Source organism: Labrys sp. LIt4 (genome assembly GCF_017813775.1).
Lineage (GTDB): Bacteria > Pseudomonadota > Alphaproteobacteria > Rhizobiales > Labraceae > Labrys > Labrys okinawensis_A.
In genome coordinates this window covers 106,096-126,176 of the sequence record NZ_JAGIPY010000015.1, presented here as the reverse complement: position 1 = coordinate 126,176, position 20,081 = coordinate 106,096, and the positions used below count along the sequence as shown (strand labels likewise).

The window sequence follows — 20,081 nt, the reverse complement described above, 5'->3', positions numbered from 1 at the left end:
CGCGTTGAACACTTCCGAAAAGTAACCACGAGCATCGCCGAAACGCCGCGGACGAACCCGGACAACCTCGGGAATGGATAAACGCTCGACGATCATCACACCGCACTCGTCAGAATTTACAAAGATCTATTGGACTTTTATTACACATGTCAAGTTTATATTTATTGTTAATTCGAAAAATGAGGTATAATATAATCACACAATAAGAAAGTATCGCATTTAATGTAAATTGTAAAAAGTGTCAATATTTCTGGATATATGCATTAATATAAAACACCTTAAATTTCTGAAAATCAAATCCTATATATTTTTCACGACAAACCATCTATGAATAAACAAATCTATATAAATTGAATTTATATTGGACATAAACTTATAACAAAAGACAAATACATTAGAATCTATATATCAAGAACGAAAATTTCTATAAAAATACAAAAATATTATCAGAACACGCAACATATTTACACTTCAAATCAAGATTTGAAATAAATCCTTAGGTTAATTAACAATGCTTCGTGCATGCTCGGAATTCAACTCGCAGTTATTTGAGTCTTCAACAGACGGGAGAGCACTCATCAAACAGCCGTCGGCAAACTTCGCTATTTAATCAAGTATATTGAGGAAAGAAACTTCCCGCTTTCATTACCATGCGCTCCCAAACGCGTCGACCGGAACGGAGCTTGATCGTGTCGACGCGGCATCGCGCCGGGTAGCCGCCTCCCGACGATGACGGCATCCGTGCCGGGGGTGGACCATCGGTGTTCACGCCGTGACCAGACCGGGAAATCCTGGCGAGGAAGGCGGTCTCTCCTGGTGGGGCAGCCTCAATCCGCCAGTGGGTGCAGGTCGCGCACCATCGATTTCACGCGCTCGTCCAGCACATGGGTATAGATCTGCGTGGTGGCGATGTCGGCATGGCCGAGCATCATCTGCACGGAGCGCAGATCCGCACCGTTCTGCAGGAGGTGGCTGGCGAAGGCATGGCGCAGCACATGCGGGCTGACTCGGTCGGCGCGAATGCCGGCGCCCACCGCCAGCATCTTCAATTCCCGCGCGAAATGCTGGCGCGTGAGATGGCCGCTCTCGCCGAAGGATGGAAACAACCAGGGCGAGGCGCCGTCCCTGCCCGTCTGGGCGAGCAAGCTGAGATAGGCCTGCATGGCGCGCCGGGCGGCCTCGGTGAGCGGCACCAGCCTTTCCTTGGCGCCCTTGCCCACCACGTTCAGCATGGCAAGCCCGGGCCGGGCCGCGGTGCGCTTGAGGCTGACCAGTTCCGAGACACGCAGCCCCGAGGCATAGAGCGTCTCGAGCAGGGCACTCAACCGGGCCGCCCTCAGGCGTTCCGACAGCGGACGCGTAGCGTCCTCGATTCCTTCGGCCGCCGCTGCAAGCAGGCGATCGACCTCCGCCACATCCAGCACCTTGGGGAGGGCACGCCCGCGCTTGGGCCCGTCGAGCACGCCGGTTGGATCGTCGGTCCGGAAACCTTCGGCATAAAGGAATTTGTGCAGTTGTCGGATCGCCGACAAATGGCGCGCCAAAGTGGTCGCCTTGAAACCCAGATCGCTGAGCGCGGCGAGATGTGCCCTCGCCTCGTCGGCACCGGCCGTGGCGATTGCCCCGCCGCGCCCCTTCAGGAAATCGCTGTAATCGGTGAGATCGCGCCGATAGGCCTGCAGCGTGTTGTCGGCGCCGCCGCGCTCGGCGGACACCATGTCGAGGAAGGCGTTGATGAGACGGCTGTCACTGGCGGGTTTTGACATGGAGCCAGCCTAGCGCCTCGGGGTTAACGGCAGGAAAATCACCCGCAGAGACTCGGGCCGCGGCAGGAACATTTCGGTCCGCCTCCCGCCCGGCCTCAGAAATAAAGCGGGTGATCCTCCAGGGCCAAGGCAATCACCCTGAGCGAGGCCGCCGCCTGCAGATGAGCGTTCGGGCTGGTTTCCTTGACGATCTCGGCCGCCAGTTCCCTGAGCGAGCCGATCATGTCGCGCAGCAATTTGGCATGCGGGATACGGATGGCGAGGAGGCGGGCGAGGCGCACCAGCATCTCCGAAACGGCCGCGGCATGGTCGGGCTCGATCTGGCCTTCGCGCAGGAAACGGCGAAGGCGAAGGATCTCCAGCCCCATGGTCACGGCGGCCAGGCTCCCGTCCAGCACATATTGGCCCTTGCTGCCGACACGTTCCAGCGGCGCCATCAGCTGGTTGATGCGATCATAGGCCAGGCTCTCGAAGGCCGAGGGCTTGGGCAGGCGCTCATGCAGGCAAAGCCGGGTCAGGTCGGCCCGGAACGCCTCCACCACCCGCTCGACCACGCTTTGCGGGCGTCGGGGCAGCACCACCGCGAACACGGCGAGGCTGAGCAGCCCGCCGCCGAGCACAGCAATCGCCGCATTGAGGAAGAGCCAGGGCTCGGCCACCATCGGCTGGCGCGGATTGAGAAAGAGCAGGAAATTGATGGCGAAGGCGGTTGCAATCGGCGTGAAGCGCGGATTGGCCATGCCCAGCGCCGCCGGCAGCAGCACCAGCCCGATCAGCGCCAGCAGCCAGGGAAGCCCCGGCAGATGCGGCAGCATGAGCTGGCCGACCAGGAAGGCAAACGGCACCGAATAGGCCGTGCCCTTGAGGAAGTCCCAGGCCGACCGCAGCGGATTGGGCATGGTGGCGAACAGGCTCGACATCACCGCCACCATCACCGCGGCCCCGGCGAGATCGGCCCACCGTGTGGCGATCCAATAGGCGGTGACGATGGTGGTGGCGATCGCCGCCCGGATGGCGTTGACGGCCGCCACCTCATAGTCGCGATCGATGGTGAGGGCCGGCAGCTTCCATTGGCCAGGCGGGTCGGGCGCGCGCAGCCGCAGGGCGGCCAGTCCCTCCAGCACCTGGCGGATGGCGGTGAGAAACTCGATCAGCAGGGTAATGCGGGCTGCCGCCGCGGCCCGGTCCTCGTGCGGCTGCAGCGGTGCGCCGCGCATCGCCTCGGCCTCGCGGCAGAATTCCTCGATCTGCCGCAGCCAGGGGCGGACATCCTGGGTGAGCCAATCGCCCTGCGCGATCCCGTCCAGCATGGTCTTGATGCGGTTGAGCAGCGGGCGCCAGCTCGAATCGGGGGCGCTGGCATGGGCAAGCAGCGTATGCACGGCCGAGATGGCCGAGAGCATATGGCCGATCGTGTGCCGGGCCATGCGCCCATGCGTCACCAGGCTGGGTGCCTCCAGGCGGGCATAGGCGCGCATGCCCGCAAGCGCCTCGATATCGACGATCAGGCGCTGATAGCGCGCGTCGAGCTCCGCCTTCGCAGTGCCCCCGATCGCGCCCGCTCCATATCGGGCGATGTCTCTGAGGCTTGCGCCGGCCCGCTCCACCAGCACGTCGCGGGCGAGTTGCGGCAGCAGGAAACGGCTGGCGAGGCCCGCACAGACGATGCCGAGCATGATCTCGATGCAGCGCGCTATCGCCAGCTCGTTGACGAGATGAGGATTGTCGAAAGCCGGCAGGCCGATGATGGCGGCCGTATAGCCGGCCAATACCGCCCCATAGGCCTCGGGGTTGCGCAGCGTCGAGGCCACGAAGGTGCACAGGCCGATCCAGGCGGCCAGCAGCCCCAGGAAGAACAGATGCTCGCTGCCCGTGAGCTTGACCATCGCCACCGAGGCAAGGGCGCCGATCAGCGTGCCGGCCAGCCGGAACAGGCCCTTGGCGAGCACCATGCCGGCGACGGGCTGGCTGACGATATAGACGGTCATCATCGCCCATTGCGGCTGTTCGAGCCCGAGCGCATAAGCGATCGCCAGGGCGAGGAGCCCGACGACGGTGGTGCGGAAGGCGAAGATCCAGTCGGCCCGCGGCGGCATGGCCAGGTGCGGCAGGCTGAACGAGGGACGGGCGGAAAGGAAACTCGGGCGAGGCATCACACCGGCCATACAGGGTTTGTCATCTGATTGGTATCGGCTCGCGGCGACAGTCCGATATCGACGGGACGGCGCCTCCCGACCGGGGCATGCCTGTCAGGGCTTTCGAGCAACACGCTTTAGCGGCAGGACTCGGGAATGACAGCCAGCGCCTTTTCCGCCGAAGGCCCCTTCAGTGGTCCCAGTTGCTTGGCGAGATCAAGCAGCAGCTTGTCGGCCGCCTGCAACTCACCATAGTCGAACGGCGCTTCCAGAGTGAAGGAGACATCCCCTGCCAGTGGCTTGCCGCCGTCTGCCGGATACCACAAGGTGGCCTCGAGCCGGATCTTGCGCTTGGCGCTCATAGGCAGCGGCTCGGAGGCATAGGCGGTTTGGGCAACCCGCGGTCCGGCCTGCAGCACCGAGTTTCCCTGGAACGGCACGATCTCGTGAAGATTGTGGATGGATTGGGCAAGCTCGCTCAGCGTCTTCGGTGGAGTGTCGTCGAAGGAAAAGGATTTCGAGAAGTCGCTCGAGGGCTTGCCGGTCGGCCCGATGCCATAATCGTCCTGAAAGGCCGTCTCGCCCGTCCTTGAGAGCCCGATGGGCATGGTTTTAACGGCAAGCATATCGGTATTTCGGATTTTCAAGGTGATGCGCGGTGTCTTACCGAGCTTTTCGCGCGAGCGAAGCAGCATGGACGCGCGGGTCAGGGCACAGTCCTGCGTATCGAAGAACTGCACCTGCATCTGTTTGGGCTGCCCGAATTCGAGTTTCGTCGCCTGGCTGAGCCGCTCTTCGACCGCCAAGATCGCCGCGTCCGAATCCCCCGGCAAGGCCGCCGGATCGAGGCCGACCTTGTACTCCCGCGATTCCAGCCCCTCGCTCCCGGCCTGGGCGGCCGGTGACAAAGGCAAGGCCGTCAGGATGGACATGGCGACGAAAAGCGATGGCCTCACTTTGAATCTCCCGGCACTCGTCATTCTAAAACCTGTTTCGCTGAATCCTCGCGGTTTCGGGCGGCTCCTGCTTCAGGGCTTCGCCGGCTCCTTGGCCGGTTCGAGATTCTTGAGAGGAATGTCCTGGCTCATCGGCCGTGTCGCCGGCTTTACGAACGTGCCCAGCGCATAGACCAGGCCGAAACCGGCCAATCCCAGCAGCAGGAGAATGAGAAGGAAGCGGAAGAGGCTGGGCATGAGGATCCTGAACGCAACAGTGCCAGGATAATGCGTGATTCAGGGCAGCACCATGGCGTTGTGCCCTCCGCTTGCCCCTCAGGCTCTTGCATCGAGGCCCCTCTCCGGTTCATTAGAACGATGGACTTGTTGATGCGGGACGATATGAGCGGCTTTGCGACACCCCCTGTCCCGGCCGAGCGCGAGAAGAAAATGGCGGAAGCCCTCGCGGGGCGGTCGGTCGTGCTGGTGGGCATGATGGGGGCGGGCAAGAGCGCCGTCGGCCGGCGCTTGGCCGGTCGGCTCGGCCTCGAATTCCGCGATGCCGATACCGAGATCGAGGAAGCCGCCCAGAAGACCATTTCCGAGATCTTCGCCTCGGATGGCGAGGCCTTCTTCCGCGACAAAGAACGCCGTGTCATTACAAGGCTGCTCGCCTGCGACAAGCCGATCGTGCTGGCGACCGGCGGCGGCGCTTATATGAATGAGGAGACCCGCGCCCTCATCGCCCGCTGCTGCGTCTCGATCTGGCTGAAGGCGGAACTCGACGTGCTGATGCGGCGCGTTCGCCGCAAGCCGACCCGCCCGCTCCTGCAGACCGCCGATCCGGAAGGCACGCTGCGCAAGCTGATCGAAGCCCGCTATCCCATCTATGCCGGAGCCGACGTCACCGTGCTGTCGCGCGACGTGGCCCAGGAGACGGTGCTGGAGGACGTCGTCACTGCCCTCGAACATTATTTATCGACAGAAAGATCGGACAAACCGGCATGAGCCAGCCCATCGTCGTTCCCGTCGCGCTGGGCGCGCGCTCCTATGAGATCGCCATCGGTCCGGGCCTTCTCGGCGAGGCCGGTCGACGCATCGCCGCCCTCGCGCCCAAGGCGCGCCTGGCCATCGTCACCGATGCCAATGTCGCGGCCCTGCATCTGGCGACATTGACGGGGAGCCTCGATGCCGCCGGGATCGAGCATCAGACCATCACCGTCGCCCCCGGCGAGGCCTCCAAGAGCTTCGCCACCTTCGCCGAGGTCTGCGAGAGCCTGATCGCCACGCGCGTCGAGCGCGGCGATCTCGTCGTCGCCTTCGGCGGCGGCGTGATCGGGGATCTTGCCGGCTTTGCAGCGGCAGCGGTCCGGCGCGGCATGCGCTTCGTCCAGATTCCCACCAGCCTGCTGGCGCAGGTCGATTCCTCGGTGGGCGGCAAGACGGGCATCAATTCCCGCCACGGCAAGAACCTGGTGGGCGCCTTCCACCAGCCCAGCCTGGTGCTGGCCGATACGCAGGTGCTCGATACCCTCTCCCGGCGCGAATTCCGCGCCGGCTATGCCGAGGTCGCCAAATACGGGCTGATCAACGACGCTCCCTTCTTCCACTGGCTCGAGACGCATTGGCAGGACGTGATGGCGGGAGGGCCGGCGCGGGTCGAGGCCATCGCCACCTCCTGCCGCGCCAAGGCCGGCATCGTCGCCCGCGACGAGACCGAGACCGGCGAGCGGGCGCTCCTCAATCTCGGCCACACCTTCGGCCATGCGCTGGAAGCGGTCACCGGCTACAACTCGGCCCGTCTCGTGCATGGCGAGGGCGTCTCGATCGGCATGGTGCTGGCCCATGAGTTCTCGGCGCGGCTCGGCCTGTGCTCCCAGGAAACGCCCTCGCGCGTCGCCGCCCATCTCGCCGCGGCCGGCCTGCCCACCCGCATCGACCAGGTGCCGGGCGGAGCCGGCACCGCGGACGAGTTGCTGAACGCCATCCTGCAGGACAAGAAGGTCAAGCGCGGCAAGCTCACCTTCATTCTCACCCGCGGCATCGGCGAGAGCTTCATCGCCAACGATGTCGATCCCCATGCCGTGACGGGCTTCCTGGAAGAGAAGCTCGCCGACGCCGGCAAGCTGGGAGCGTAATGATGTCTAAACCCTCATTGCGAGCGCAGCCAAGCAATCCAGATTTGGCCCACCATGAAGATCTGGATTGCTTGGCTGCGCTCGCAATGACGATCCCTCTCCTTCCTTGGGCCTGATCGGAAGGAACCCATGCATCCCGAGGCCTGGTACTCGCTCTTCATCGTCTTCCTGCTTCTGCTGGCGGGCTTCTTCTTCGCGGGCTCCGAGACCGCCCTCACCGCCGCCTCGCGCGCAAGGCTGCTGTCGCTGGAGAAGAACGGCAGCCAGCGCGCCAAGGTCGTCAACAAGCTGCTCGACATCCGCGAGGCGATGATCGGCTCGCTGCTGGTCGGCACCAGCATCGTCAACACGGCCGCCGCGGCGCTGACCACCGGCATCCTGCTCGACATCTTCGGCGATGTCGGCATCTTCTACGCCACCATCGTCATCTCGGTGCTGACCATCATCTTCGTCGAGATCCTGCCCAAGACCATCGCCATCAACTATCCCGAGCGCTTCTCCCTGGCCGTCGGCTGGCCGGTGCGGCTGGTGGTGCTGATCTTCTCGCCGGTGACGGGCCTGCTCGGCTGGCTGGTGCGCGCGATCCTGCGCCTCGTCGGCCTGGAGGTCGGCAAGCATCCCTCCTTGCTCTCGGCCACCGACGAATTGCGCGGCACTGTCGACCTCCTGCACAAGGAAGGCTCGGTGGAGAAGACCGAGCGCGACATGTTCGGCGGCCTGCTCGACCTGCAGGAACTCACCGTCGACGACGTCATGGTCCACCGCACCAAGATGTTCTCCGTCGATCTCGACGAGGGGCCAGCCCAGATCGTGCAGAGCGTGCTGGCCGCCCCCTATACCCGTATCCCTGTGTGGAAGGAGAGCCCCGAGAACATCATCGGTGTGCTGCACGCCAAGGACCTCTTGCGCGCCCTCGATGCCGCCGGCAACGATCCCCTCAAGCTCGACATCGAGGAGATCGCCCTGCCGGCCTGGTTCGTACCCGATACCACCTCGCTGGTCGACCAATTGCGCTCCTTCCGCCGCAGGAAGCAGCATTTCGCCTTCGTGGTCGACGAATACGGCTCGGTGCTCGGCATCGTCACGCTGGAGGACATCATCGAGGAGATCGTCGGCGACATCTCCGACGAGCATGATCTGGTGGTGACGGGCGTGCGCCCGCAGGCCGACGGCGCCGTCAATGTCGACGGCTCGGTGCCGATCCGCGACCTCAACCGCGCCATGGACTGGACGCTGCCGGACGAGGAGGCCACCACCATCGCCGGCCTCGTCATCCACGAGGCCCGCACCATCCCGGAGGCCGGCCAGACCTTCACCTTCCATGGCTACCGCTTCCAGGTGCTGAGGAAGCAGAAGAACCGCATCGCCTCGCTGAGGATCACCCCGATCGTGGCGGAGACGCCGGAGGGGTGAAGGAGACACCGAGATGAGCCCACCCCGCGCAATAGCGCCCCCCGGAATGAAAAGCCTGCAACAACAATGCGCTAAAGGTTCTTCACTTAGAGAAATCTCGCGCTGCGGCCGTCCGGACGATTGCTTGCGGTATTGCCGGCATCGGCCGCTCCATCGGCACCCCCATAAGACCCGCACGCGCCCCTTCCCCGGTCACCATGTGCCCTACGTCACACGCCAGTCGGTGCCCCCTTGCCTCGCCCTTTAAACTTGTCTCGATTTCCCCTATCTGGTTGCTCAATAGTCAAAGCGTCTTGCGAATTGGCGCAATTGCCAAGAAACGCAAAGACGCTCTGGCCAATCCGCTGGATTGGCCGGGAAACAACGAGCCTGGAGCAAATAAGCGCTCAGCATGAACGCGTTTTGCTCCGGGATGGCAAACCCAGGGGAGAGCCGCATGGCCGAGTTCGACGCCGCGATCAAGTCCGCCGAAGCTGAAATCAAGGCGGCCCAGGCCAAGATTTCCGAAGTCAGCTCGAGGATCGAGCTCGCCCATTCCAAGATGGAGAAGGGCGAGGATATTTCCATCGACATCCAGAACGCCACGCTCGACGACGTTCACGCCCATTCCAACGCGATGAACGCCAACATCGCCGAGCTCATCATGGGTCTCGACGACGTCACCGCCGGCTTCTCCAAGGAATTCGACGCCATGCGCGAGAAGTCCGGCTGGGAGAGCTTCGTGGGCATCTTCTCCTCCGCCAAGTCGGACTCCATGCGCGAGGAGCGCCTGCGCGCCGCCTCCATCGACGACAAGCTGCAGGACCTGATCTCCAAGTCCGACATCATCGTCAACCTCCTGCAGAACCAGCTCGGCGTGCTCAACGACCACAAGGCCCGGGTTGAGAAGAACCTGTCCGGCACCCTGGCGGACCGTGAAGCCACCGTGGCGGAACTGGAGAAGATCCGCGCCCAGGTCCTGGCCATGGATCCCAAGATCATCGACCTCGAAAACAAGATCTCGATGGAACAGGATGCCGCCGCCCGCACGCGCCTGGAAACCGAGCTCGCCCAGACCAATGCGACCTATAACAGCCTCGTGCAGGAAGAGCAGGTCAAGCTCGCGCAGTCGCAGACGCTGGAGCGCTATATCGAGCAGGGCAAGAGCTGGGTCGACAGCCTGCAGAACCAGGCCGCTACCCAGATGGTGCTGATCAACAAGCTGCAGACCGACACCAAGCAGCGCGTGGTGCTCTATGATGCGCTCACCAAGTCGCTCAAGACGGCCCAGCAGCAGGATGTCGCCCACCGCATCAACGAGATCGGCGTCAAGACCGACCAGGAGGCCCAGGCTGCCATGGCCGCGATCGGCTCGGCCACCAATCAGCGCATGGCCGAGATGATGGAAAAGCACGAGGATCACATGGTCTTCGCCCGCAAGATCCTGGAAGAAAAGGCCAAATCCGACGAGCGCTTCGCCCGCCGCTTCGCCAAGATCGTCGAGAAGCACGACAAGAACCTCTATGGCGGGGCATGAAGCCTACCCTCCCCTGGAGGGGGAGGGTCGAGGCGAAGCCTCGGGGTGGGGTGGCAGTGCCGCCTTGCCCACGGGATAGCATGGAAGGCGTCAAATCCTTCCGGCAAAATCACCCCACCCCGGCCCACGGGCCGACCCTCCCCTTCCAGGGGAGGGTAAAGATTGCCGAGGCCCGCCCTTGACCCCTCCCGGTAACGACCACGTCACCCTGCCGGATCCCCAGGCGATGCGGCGCTATTTCGGCAAGTTCTCCCGCATCATTCGCCATCTGCGAGAGATCGCCGGCCAGACCGGCCAGGGAAGCCAGGCAAGCCTCGTCGACGACGCCAAATATGGCGGCAGCGAGTTCGCCAGGATCCAGCTCGACCTGATCGAGAATTATCTGCAACGCCTGGCCAAGACTTTCACCGCCCTCAGCCTCAAGCACCTGATGTCGGGCCGCGTCTCCTCACTGCCGCTCACTTTGACGATCGACCGCTCGGAGAGCGGCTTTCCGGTGTTCCAGGAGATCATGACGATGGCGAACGACCTCGTGCAGGTCGACCGCCACCTCGCCAACCAGCCGGACCAGGCCCGGCTGAAGGAGGCGATGATCGCGGCCATCCTCTCCGAACGGGCGAGACCCACCAGCCTGCAATATGCGATGAGCCAGCGCATCTATTACGAGACGCTGAAATCACGCGGCCTGTTCTTCGCCCAGAATCACCCGCAATTCCTGCTGTTGTCCGACGCCAAGGCGCAGCGCCGGCGCTATCTGCTGCATTGGGCCGTCTATGACAGCGCCCTTAGCCTGCCGGTGATCTACCTCCTGGTGGTCGAAGATACCGGCCATGTCATCCTCAACGAGGATCAGATGCGCTGGCCGCAGGTGCAGTCCCACCTGATGGCGCAGTCGCTTTCCAGCCTCAAGCTCCTCACCATCGCCCGCGGCTTCGACGTCGATTTCGACAATCTGCATCCCAAGCTCCTGAGGCGCATCCATGTCGGGCCGATGTATTCGCACGCCTTCACCGAGCAGACCGGCCCCTTGCGTGAAATCCTCGCCGAGGTCTCGCGCACCGAGGAGAGCGACTGGGCCCTGGCCTGGACCATCGAGACGCTGGTCTCGGCCCGAAGCGAGCGGGTGCCCGCCGGCCTGCTTTCCACGGTGGAACGCGAGATCTTCGACCTTGACCAGTACCAGCCCGCTGCCGCCGAGGCGGGCGTGACCCGGCTCGAACGCTCGCTCGTCCTGCCGGTGCTGCCCTATCAGGTTCTCGTCGACCGCGATCCGCCCGGTTTCCGCGACGTGCGCAAATATGTGGTCGGCGAGGACGGTTCCCTGCTGACGGGGTTTTAGAGGATGGGCAGAGGGCGTTCTTACCCTCCCCTGGAGGTATCGGCACTTCCTCTTGGAAGTGCCTGGGGTTGGCCCGCAGGGCCGGGGTGGGGTGTTCCTCCGTCGGAAAACTCTTTCCCTGATATTGATTGCCACGGGGTGCGTAGCCACCCCACCCCGATGCTTCGCATCGACCCTCCCCCTCCAAGGGAGGGTAGAAAGGCCACGAGGACCCCATGACCGCTTCCCTCAATCTGATGGAAATCCGCGAAGCGGCGATCCGCGCGCATTATCCCCAGGCCCTGGCCGTGATGGAGGGCTTCGAGCATGCGCCGCGCATCGCCAAGGCGAGGCCCGCGCAGGCGGGCAGCGCGCCGGCCGAACGCTCGCCCGGCATTCCAACTGCGACCGGCCGGCTGTTCCGCGCCACCACGCCGGGGCTGACCGCGCGCTCCAGCGCGGCCCAGGACGGCGTCCACCTGATCGCCCGCATCAGCCAGGCCGACCCGGGCGAAGCCTTGATGAGCCCGGCCCAGGCCAGCGTGCTGCAGGCTCTGCGCCGCTCCCTGGCCACCGCCATGGCGGTGGGCGAGCTTTATGAGGAGCGCACCGCCCTCGGCCAGCTCAAGCGCGACAATCGCGAGGGGCGCCTCGATCCGGCCCGGCGCGCCGAATTCGCCGAGCTCCTCGCGGCGGCCTCCCTCATCGGCCTGCATGTCACCGCCAACATGCTCTCCTTCCTGCTTGCCGCGCAGGCGAGCGAGGGCCAGGCCGAAGTCGGCGAACTCGATGAAATCCTCACCGACAATCCCTCCATCGCCCTGCAAGGCGCCTTGTGGGAGCTCGACGGCATCCTGAGCCGGATGGATGGCAGCCTCAAGCTGGTACCGACCCTGACCGCCTGGTGCGAGCGGCTGATGGAAGCGGTCGCCCTGCGCGCCGGCACCGCACCGCGCCTGGAAGCCTTCACCAGTGCCGCCTACCGCGTCGAGGCCGACGACTTCCAGCTCAACGGCTTCACGCCCGCCACCCACAAGCGCTCCACCGCGCTGACCATGGCCTTCAAGAAGCCGACCGAGGTGGTGGGCAACCACATCGCCAAATACCAGTCGATGAAGCTGGCCAAGATGCTGATGGCCTATGATTTCGACAAGCGCCTCAACCCCTTCGCCGAGCTCGGCGGCTTCATCTTCACCTTCATGGGCGACGGCAAGCCCGGCACCGGCAAGACCACGCTGATCCAGATGATGGCCGGCCTGCTCAACGATTACTGCAGCAATGCCGGCTATCCCTTCCGCTATGCCAACCTCTCCACCGAGAGCATCGACAGCTACCAGGGCAAGTCGGCCCAGAACGCCAAGGCCTTCATCCGCGAGATCATCGACCCCGCCGTGATCGGCTTCGGCACCATCGACGACATCGACCAGCTCGCCGGCAAGCGCGGAGACCGACAATCCTCCTCGGGCCAGCTCGAGATTACCGCCGTGCTGATGGAGAGCTTTGCCGGCGCCAATACGGTGGTGCGCGGCAATTGCACCTTCGGCATGTTCTCCAACTTCCCGGAGAATGTCGACGATGCCCTGCGCCAGCGCGCAGGCGCCCGCTTCCTGGTGGACGGGCCGCAGAGCAAGGAGGACTATATCGACCTGCTCTCCCTGCTGCTCGGCAAGCGCCACAAGATCCCGCTGGGCGAGCACGACCTCTTTGCCGCCCAGGAGATCAAGAAGGCGGTGGCCGCCTCCTACGAGGCGCATTCGCGCCCGCAGGAAGAGGCCCTGACCAAGGTGTTCGACAGCGTGCAGGGAAACATCGGGGCGCTCGACACCGTCGCCAAGCTCGGCGCCTATCTCAAGGCGATCCAGGAGGCGGACGAACGCTTCACCGGCCGCGCCATCAAGAACATCACCGATGCCATCAAGGTCAGGGCAATGGATTTCGAACTGCCGGACGAGTGGATGGAAAAGCCCGACCTCTTCCTCACCAAGGATTACGCCACCAAGCTTGCGATGATCTCCGAGCTTGCCAAGCCGATCACGGTCGAGATGGTGATCCAGGAGATCAACCGTTACGCCGACAGCGAATTCCGCTATGCCGACAAGTCGGACGAGGCCGCCATCGACAATGCGGTGCGCGAGATGGGGCGCATGGAGGAAGCCAAGAAACGCTATCTGGAGCAGCGCGGAGCATGAGGCACGATGTCAGCACAGGGCCGGTTTCTGTCATCCCGGACGCGCTGCAGCACGCAGTGATGCGGCGCAGATCCGGGACCGCCGGCAGGATGAGGCTCGTCTCCCTCGCGGTTCCGGATCTGCATCGCAGCATTTCATGCCGGGATGCGTGCGGAATGACAGATGGTCTTGGAAAGTCGCCGTCATGATGGAGCGCCTGATCGAAGCGGGGCTGATGTTCGGGAACCTCATCGAGGTCTCCTCCCCCACCATGGTGGCGCGCTACAATGCGGCGCTGGAGAAACTCATCGGCAAGCGCACCACGCTCACCGAATTTCACATCGACCTCTCCGGCTTCTCGCCGGAGGTCGGCGACGAGCTCGACGACATCCGCTACCTCAATCCCGAGGGCTGCAACCGGATGTTCATCCTGCTCAGCCTCGACCAACTCAAGGCGCCGCTGCTGAATGCGCAGTTCTCGACCATGCGGTCGGTGCTGCGCAACTTCATCCAGGACAATGCCAGGGAACTGATGGCGCTCAGCGTGCGCGAGGCCGTGATGGGCGAACTCGTGCACTCGATGTGGCGCATCAAGAGCCCGGCCGACCTCTTGGAGCTGCGCTCCGTCACCGTCGAGGCCAACACGCCGACCGACCGGCTGGGCGAGGCCGAGCAGCTGTCGCGCCTGATCGAGGATTTCCGCGCCAAGGACGATCTGTGGCAGGACGACGCCTATATCGACACCATGATCAAGCTCGCCGGCCGGGTGGGCGACATCACCCGCCATCCGGTGCGTTTCCGCAAGACCGAGTACAGCCAGGGCAATTTCTACACCAACTATTTCGACGGGCTCTATCTGTTCAGGGACATGTCGTACCCCGCCATGCTCTATCGCGGGGTGGCTCCGGGTTTTCCCAAGATCGGTGCGGTGGAGACCAAGGATCTCGAAAGCGCCGTGGATGTCTGGCACTTCCTGCAGCTCAACGGCTTGATCACCTCTGTCTTCGAGGCTGCCGACCTCAATGCCAAGGCGCTGCTGCGCCAGCGGCTCGACTTCATGCTGGCCAATGTCCTCGCCGGCAAGGCCGACGCGCCGGCGGAACTGGCCCGCCTCAACCGCCAGGACCTGCGCCGCTTCGCCATGCGTCACGCCAATGACCTGCCGCCGGAATTCGAGGTGGTCGAGGCTGCCCTGCGCGCCGCCGAGCAGGGACTCAAGCCCCGCCTGCCCGGCCCGACGGAGCCGGGCTGCTTCTATCTCTATCGTGCTGCCCAACTGCCGGACCGTGATCTCGTCAACCAGCTCCTGAGCGAGTTCACGCCGCTCGACATCCGCCAGCTCTTCCTGTGCAACAAGCCCGCCTTCTACAAGGCCTATCAGGGCTGGACCGAGCGCAAGCAGAACTATGTGGTGGAGTTCCTGTCCAGGGACGAGGCGCTCAAGAACGACGAGGCCTGGGAGGATCTGTTCGGCGACGGCACGCCGGAGGAAGAGCCCCCGCCGCAGGCGGGACCCTGGGGCGCAATCCCGAAGGGATAAAGAACGGGTGGCTGGTCTTCAGAACCTGACTCTATGATCACAAACAGCGCGGAGAAAAGCTCAGTTTTGTCATACCCGGGCATCCAGCTACCGCCACTCGTCGAGAGTGCGGCACTGGATTGCCGGGACGAAGCCCGGCAATGACAGAAGCCGAGTTTTACAGATTTTCCGGTCAGGCTCTTCAGACCAGCCGGAGAGCCACCGCGCCAGCCGTGGAACGCGGGTCCGAACAGCCGCCCCCTTGCCGGCCTCTTGGAAAGGCCCCACCTGTCGGATAGGAAGAAGCGGGCGAGATGCCCGCGCACCCGGGAGAGTTCATGCTGCGCCTGTTCAAATGGTTCCTGATCGTCCTGGTGCTGGTGGTCGGCTATTGCTGGCTCGACCAGGTGCTGCCGCGCTACGACGTGGTGCGCATCGTCGGCACCGACACCAAGCGCCTCGACAGCTCCGGCTTCTTCGACAGCGAGGCGCCCAATGTGCAGGCGACCAACACGCGCGACGTGCGCTTCATCAACACCGTCTATCCCAGCGGCGCCCTCCGGGTGTATCGCAACGAGGATACCGACTGGGGCTTCCCCTGGTACTACAAGTTCGACTCCGGCAACCTGATGGCCGCGGCCCAGTCCTTCCAGTCCAGCTCCGAAAGCCCGAAATGGGTGGTGATCAAGAGCTATGGCTGGCGCGTCACCTATCTGACCATGTTCCCCAACGCGCTCTCGATCCGGGCAGCGACCGGACCGGATGACTATGTTATTCCGTGGCTGCGGATCTTCGTGTTCGGCGGCCTGGCGATCGGGCTGATCTGGCTCTATTTCCGCCTGCGTCGCTTCAAGCGCGAGAGAATCGACCCGATGCTCATGCGCATCGAGGATCACGTCAGTGCCGCCGCCGACGCCGTCGACGAACGGGCGGTGGCGGTGTCGAGCAGCGCCACCGGCTTCATGGCGCGGATCCGGCGCTGGCTCGACAGCTGGAAACCGAAGAACCAGCGGCGCTACAAGTAGGATCAAGTCTCGAGAATAGCTGACCTCGAGACTTCAGCCGCTCAGGCCGCCGCTCTGGCGATACCGTCGCCCACGATCGTCAAAGTCAGCGGTCCCGGCAGCATTTCGCCGATGGCTTCGAAGGCGGGATGCTCAAGCGTCACCGCCGGATCGAGTTCGATCACGCCCATGGTCTCGCCCTGCGCGAAGCTGAGCTTGGCGTTGAAGCGGCGGGCCAGCGCTTTCATGCTGGCGTTGTCGGCATGGGTGGAGACCTCGAGGCGGGTATAGCCAAGGCCGAGCGCGTGCAGCAGCAGGCGCGCGAACAGGCGCCCGCCAATGCCCTGATGCTGGCGGTGACGTTCGACGCTGAAGGCGATCTGAGCCGTCGGCTCCGCCAATTCGGGCAGTTCGTGCAATTCGGCCGCACCGAGAACCTGGCCATCCTCGACATAGCCGATCACGGTTGCACCATCGCGGAAGCTGCGCTCTGCATAGTCGGCGACGAAGGCGGCGCTGATGCCGCCGTTGAAACGGTCATGCCGGCTTTCGCGGTCCAGCCGCAGCAGGTGATCGCGAAACTTCGGCAGATCGGACGGTCTCAACTGCCGGATAATGCCCCGGGGGGCCATGGTGGTGATCTGGTTCATCTCGCAGTCCTCGTGGCTTACCCCCGAGTCGTCACCTCCCTAGGACCCAAGATATTGTGCACCGCAACATGAATTGCAAGAAATCTCTGCCGCACCGCACACAGGGCTGCCATGCAGGAAAAAGACGCCTGCCGTTTTCCTGGCACGGCCGGCCTCTCTGTCGGATGCGCGCTCATATTCACCCGGGTAATATTGACATCGATTTCGCCCGAGCTTATCCTCCGGGTCAAACTGGATCAGCGATCATGACCCATCTTGCCCTCATCGCCTTCGCTGGACGCAAGTGTTTGGCCGAAGGCGATGCCATCACCGTTGCCATCGCCATCCGCCAGGCCCAGGACGCGGGCGAGGCCTCGCCGGTGCATGTTTTCGAAGAGGCGACGGGCAGACCTGTCGATCTCGATCTGCGCGGCACGCCCGAGGACATCCGCGCGCGCTATGCCCTGATCGAGCCGCCGCCGCGCGGGCCGGGGCGCCCCAAGCTCGGCGTCGTCGCCCGCGAAATCACCCTGCTGCCGCGTCATTGGGATTGGCTGGCCTCCCAGCCGGGCGGTGCCTCCGTGGCGCTGCGCCGGCTGGTCGAGGAGGCACGCCATGCCTCCGAGGCGACGGACCGGCTCCGCGAGGCGCGCGAGGCCGCCTACCGTTTCATGAGTGCCATGGCCGGCGACGAGCCCCATTATGAGGAAGCGATTCGCGCCCTGTTTGCCGGCGACGACGAAAAATTCGCTGCCATGATCGCCGGCTGGCCCGACGACATCAGCAGGCATGCGCATAAGCTGGCCAAGGCTGCCTTTGCGATCGCACCACACGGCGATGGTCAAATCCCCTATCAGGCTGCGATCGCCGGTCGTCGCGCCTAAAAAAGGCGCCATGTAAGGCCCCGTGGCCCCGCTCCGGCCCCCGTCGTCGGCATGCGAGCGGGCCCTTGGCATAACTCCTTTGCCGGCCACGTGAATTTTGACTTTTTGCGCCGCAGAAAAATTTCGGTCCGGGCGAAAATTTTTCTTGCATGTGACGGCCATTCTCCCTATTTCCCGCCTTGCCCAATTTCGCACGTGCCTGTGGCCGCGTGTCGGTCGGTGGACATCCAGACAAGAGGCTGGACGGTCGCCAGGGATGTACAGGGATCGCGGCAGTGATCCCCTGAGGTGATCAGGCATCGTTCAAGTGCCGACATCATCTAATCCCGAACAACGATCGGCAGCCGGAGGCGACCGGTGAACCCCGTACTCCGCGGGGGACGCAGCTTGAAGCAACGACGAACGGGCTTTTTTGGTCTCGGCTGGTTTCCATATCCAGCGACTGAAGAGGCTTGTTTCTCTTTGCCAGGCGTGCGGACCGGGTATCCCGATCCAATCCAAGGCAGTTTCGAATCATGCAGCGGCTTGATCCGTTGTGTGGCGATTTGCATCCCGTCGCGGTGAGGCATCCGGCCTTTCCGGCGGTGGGCGGCGCGTCAGCATCGAACGTCCGCGGCTCCACCCCGCGGCGGCGGTGGTGTCGCACCGATCTGTGACACCCTTTGGATTCTGGGGAGACCCGCCATGACCGACCGCATCCTCGACTATCTCCGACGTACCCCCGCCGACGGCCCCCGGCTCGTCGTCGATCTCGACGTGGTGGAGCGGAACTATTCGGCATTCGCGCATGCGCTCCCCGACACCCGCGTCTTCTACGCCGTCAAGGCCAACCCGGCCCCGGAGATCCTCAACCTGCTGGCCGGCCTCGGCTCCAGCTTCGACTGCGCCTCCGTGGTGGAGATCGAGCAGGTTCTGGCCACCGGCGCCGGCGCCGATCGCGTCTCCTTCGGCAACACCATCAAGAAGGAGCGTGACATCGCCCGCGCCTTCGAGCTCGGCGTGCGCCTGTTCGCCGTCGACTGCGTGGCCGAGGTCGAGAAGATCGCCCGCGTCGCGCCCGGTTCGCGCGTGTTCTGCCGCATCCTGTGCGATGGCGCCGGCGCCGAATGGCCGCTGTCGAAGAAGTTCGGCTGCGCACCTTCCATGGCGCCCGACGTGCTCGAGCAGGCCCAGATCCTCGGCCTCACCGCCTATGGCGTGTCGTTCCACGTCGGCTCGCAGCAGGGCAATGTGCAGGCCTGGGACAGCGCCCTGGCCACCGCCGCCGGCATCTTCCGCGAAATGGCCGAGCGTGGCATCACGCTGTCGATGGTGAACATGGGCGGTGGCTTCCCTGCCAAATATCTGCGCGCCATGCCAGGCGTGCCCGCCTATGGCGAAGCGATCTTCAACGCGCTGCGCACGCATTTCGGCAACCAGCTGCCCGAGACCATCATCGAGCCGGGCCGCGGCATGGTCGGCGATGCCGGCATGATCGAGGCCGAAGTGGTGCTGGTGTCCAAGAAAGCCGAAACGGACGAGATCCGCTGGGTCTATCTCGACATCGGCAAGTTCCATGGCCTCGCCGAGACCATGGACGAAGCCATCCGCTACCCGATCCGTACCAACAGGGACGGTGACGCCAAGGCGCCCTGCGTCCTGGCCGGACCGACCTGCGACAGCGTCGACGTGCTCTACGAGAAGACCCCCTATGATCTTCCCGTGAGCCTGTCGATCGGCGACAAGGTGCTGATCGAAGCCTGCGGGGCCTACACCACCACCTATTCCACCATCGGCTTCAACGGCTTCCCGCCGCTGGCCTCCGTGGTGATCTGACAAGGGTGTCATCCCGGACGCATCTCAGCATGCAATGATGCGATGCAGATCCGGGACCGCTCTGGCGTCTCATCCTGAACCCAGTCCCGTGTCTGCGACGCATCGCTTTGCGCTGCATCGCGCACGGGATGACCTCCCATCGTCCCGTACGGCCGTTTCATCGGTGCGAGGGCTGTCGCTCTATCCTTTGAAGGAGCCACGGCCATGATCCGTATTGTCCAGGAAGCCTCCTCCCATCTCGAAGCTCGCGAGACCCTGCTCGACGCCTGCTTCGGTCCGTCCCGCTTCGCCAAGACCAGCGAGCGCCTGCGCGAAGGCCGCCTGCCGGCCAAGGGCCTGGCCTTCGCCGCCGTCGATGACGGCCGGCTGATCGGCACGCTGCGCCTGTGGAACATCTCCGCCGGCCCCGGCCGCCCGGCCCTGCTGCTGGGACCGCTCGCCGTCGATATCAGCTATCGCAGCGAGGGTCTCGGCGCGCGCCTGATGTGGCATGGCATCGGCTACGCGCAGGAATATGGGCACAAGGCCATTCTCCTGGTGGGCGATGCCCCTTATTACAGCCGTTTCGGCTTTTCGACCGACCTCACCGAGCGCCTTTGGCTGCCCGGTCCGGTGGAGCGCAACCGCTTCCTCGGCCTGGAGCTGGTGCCCGACGGGCTGGTGGGAGCGGCCGGCCTGGTGAACGCCACCGGCGAACTCGAAACCGCGCCCGATTTCGCGGCGCTCGTCGCCGAGGCGGCCAACGACACGGGCTTGCGCTTCGCGGCGTAGTTTTCGAAATTGGAGTGTCGACCTCCAGGTCGACATTCTTGAAACACCGCCATTCGGCAATGCCGAGCCC

At 63.9% G+C, this 20,081-nt stretch carries 16 protein-coding genes; 11 read left to right on the top strand and 5 right to left on the bottom strand.

Annotated elements, in window-relative coordinates:
• Positions 1–827: 827 nt before the first annotated feature.
• The 4 genes from J8I29_RS23590 to J8I29_RS23575 all read right to left on the bottom strand — a co-directional run bounded on the left by J8I29_RS23590 (position 828) and on the right by J8I29_RS23575 (position 5,094).
• Positions 828–1,766, bottom strand: a complete 939-nt coding sequence (locus J8I29_RS23590; RefSeq protein ID WP_209433509.1) for a site-specific tyrosine recombinase XerD — start codon at positions 1,764–1,766, stop codon at positions 828–830.
• Positions 1,767–1,861: 95 nt separating this feature from the next.
• Positions 1,862–3,919 (bottom strand): FUSC family protein, encoded by a 2,058-nt coding sequence (locus J8I29_RS23585; protein WP_245197288.1) that lies wholly within the window; start codon positions 3,917–3,919, stop codon positions 1,862–1,864.
• Between the two features lie 119 nt (positions 3,920–4,038).
• Positions 4,039–4,707 (bottom strand): hypothetical protein, encoded by a 669-nt coding sequence (locus J8I29_RS23580; RefSeq protein ID WP_209433508.1) that lies wholly within the window; start codon positions 4,705–4,707, stop codon positions 4,039–4,041.
• Positions 4,708–4,929: 222 nt separating this feature from the next.
• Complete coding sequence (locus J8I29_RS23575) at positions 4,930–5,094, bottom strand: histidine kinase (protein WP_209433507.1); 165 nt, start codon at positions 5,092–5,094, stop codon at positions 4,930–4,932.
• Between the two features lie 132 nt (positions 5,095–5,226).
• On the opposite strand from J8I29_RS23575, the gene J8I29_RS23570 reads away from it, so the two are divergent.
• The 8 genes from J8I29_RS23570 to J8I29_RS23535 all read left to right on the top strand — a co-directional run bounded on the left by J8I29_RS23570 (position 5,227) and on the right by J8I29_RS23535 (position 15,933).
• Entirely contained in the window at positions 5,227–5,844 is a 618-nt protein-coding gene (locus J8I29_RS23570) for a shikimate kinase (protein ID WP_209433506.1), read from the top strand.
• Entirely contained in the window at positions 5,841–6,974 is a 1,134-nt protein-coding gene (aroB, locus tag J8I29_RS23565) for a 3-dehydroquinate synthase (protein WP_209433505.1), read from the top strand. Before J8I29_RS23570 ends, aroB begins: the two co-directional genes overlap by 4 nt.
• A gap of 129 nt (positions 6,975–7,103) precedes the next feature.
• The gene (locus J8I29_RS23560; protein ID WP_105865358.1) at positions 7,104–8,387 is read left to right on the top strand and encodes an HlyC/CorC family transporter; all 1,284 of its coding nucleotides are present in this window, start codon (positions 7,104–7,106) and stop codon (positions 8,385–8,387) included.
• A 436-nt stretch (positions 8,388–8,823) separates the two neighbouring features.
• Positions 8,824–9,903, top strand: a complete 1,080-nt coding sequence (locus J8I29_RS23555) for a hypothetical protein (RefSeq protein WP_105865359.1) — start codon at positions 8,824–8,826, stop codon at positions 9,901–9,903.
• 178 nt (positions 9,904–10,081) lie between these two features.
• The gene (locus J8I29_RS23550; protein WP_209433504.1) at positions 10,082–11,242 is read left to right on the top strand and encodes a hypothetical protein; all 1,161 of its coding nucleotides are present in this window, start codon (positions 10,082–10,084) and stop codon (positions 11,240–11,242) included.
• 215 nt (positions 11,243–11,457) lie between these two features.
• A complete protein-coding gene (locus J8I29_RS23545) occupies positions 11,458–13,410 on the top strand; it encodes an ATP-binding protein (protein ID WP_245197287.1) in 1,953 nt (650 codons plus the stop codon).
• A gap of 184 nt (positions 13,411–13,594) precedes the next feature.
• Positions 13,595–14,929 (top strand): DUF6638 family protein, encoded by a 1,335-nt coding sequence (locus tag J8I29_RS23540; protein ID WP_105865362.1) that lies wholly within the window; start codon positions 13,595–13,597, stop codon positions 14,927–14,929.
• A gap of 293 nt (positions 14,930–15,222) precedes the next feature.
• Entirely contained in the window at positions 15,223–15,933 is a 711-nt protein-coding gene (locus tag J8I29_RS23535; protein ID WP_209433503.1) for a DUF1523 family protein, read from the top strand.
• A 41-nt stretch (positions 15,934–15,974) separates the two neighbouring features.
• Here J8I29_RS23535 and J8I29_RS23530 read toward each other — a convergent pair whose 3' ends face one another.
• Complete coding sequence (locus tag J8I29_RS23530; RefSeq protein ID WP_105865364.1) at positions 15,975–16,562, bottom strand: GNAT family N-acetyltransferase; 588 nt, start codon at positions 16,560–16,562, stop codon at positions 15,975–15,977.
• Between the two features lie 245 nt (positions 16,563–16,807).
• On the opposite strand from J8I29_RS23530, the gene J8I29_RS23525 reads away from it, so the two are divergent.
• The 3 genes from J8I29_RS23525 (at position 16,808) to J8I29_RS23515 (ending at position 20,011) form a co-directional block, all read left to right on the top strand.
• The gene (locus J8I29_RS23525; protein WP_209433502.1) at positions 16,808–17,425 is read left to right on the top strand and encodes a DUF2239 family protein; all 618 of its coding nucleotides are present in this window, start codon (positions 16,808–16,810) and stop codon (positions 17,423–17,425) included.
• 684 nt (positions 17,426–18,109) lie between these two features.
• Positions 18,110–19,240 carry a type III PLP-dependent enzyme gene (locus J8I29_RS23520; RefSeq protein WP_209433501.1) on the top strand — a complete coding sequence of 377 codons (1,131 nt, stop codon included), beginning with the start codon at positions 18,110–18,112 and terminating at the stop codon, positions 19,238–19,240.
• A gap of 204 nt (positions 19,241–19,444) precedes the next feature.
• Positions 19,445–20,011 (top strand): N-acetyltransferase, encoded by a 567-nt coding sequence (locus tag J8I29_RS23515; protein WP_105865367.1) that lies wholly within the window; start codon positions 19,445–19,447, stop codon positions 20,009–20,011.
• The last annotated feature ends 70 nt before the right edge of the window (positions 20,012–20,081 follow it).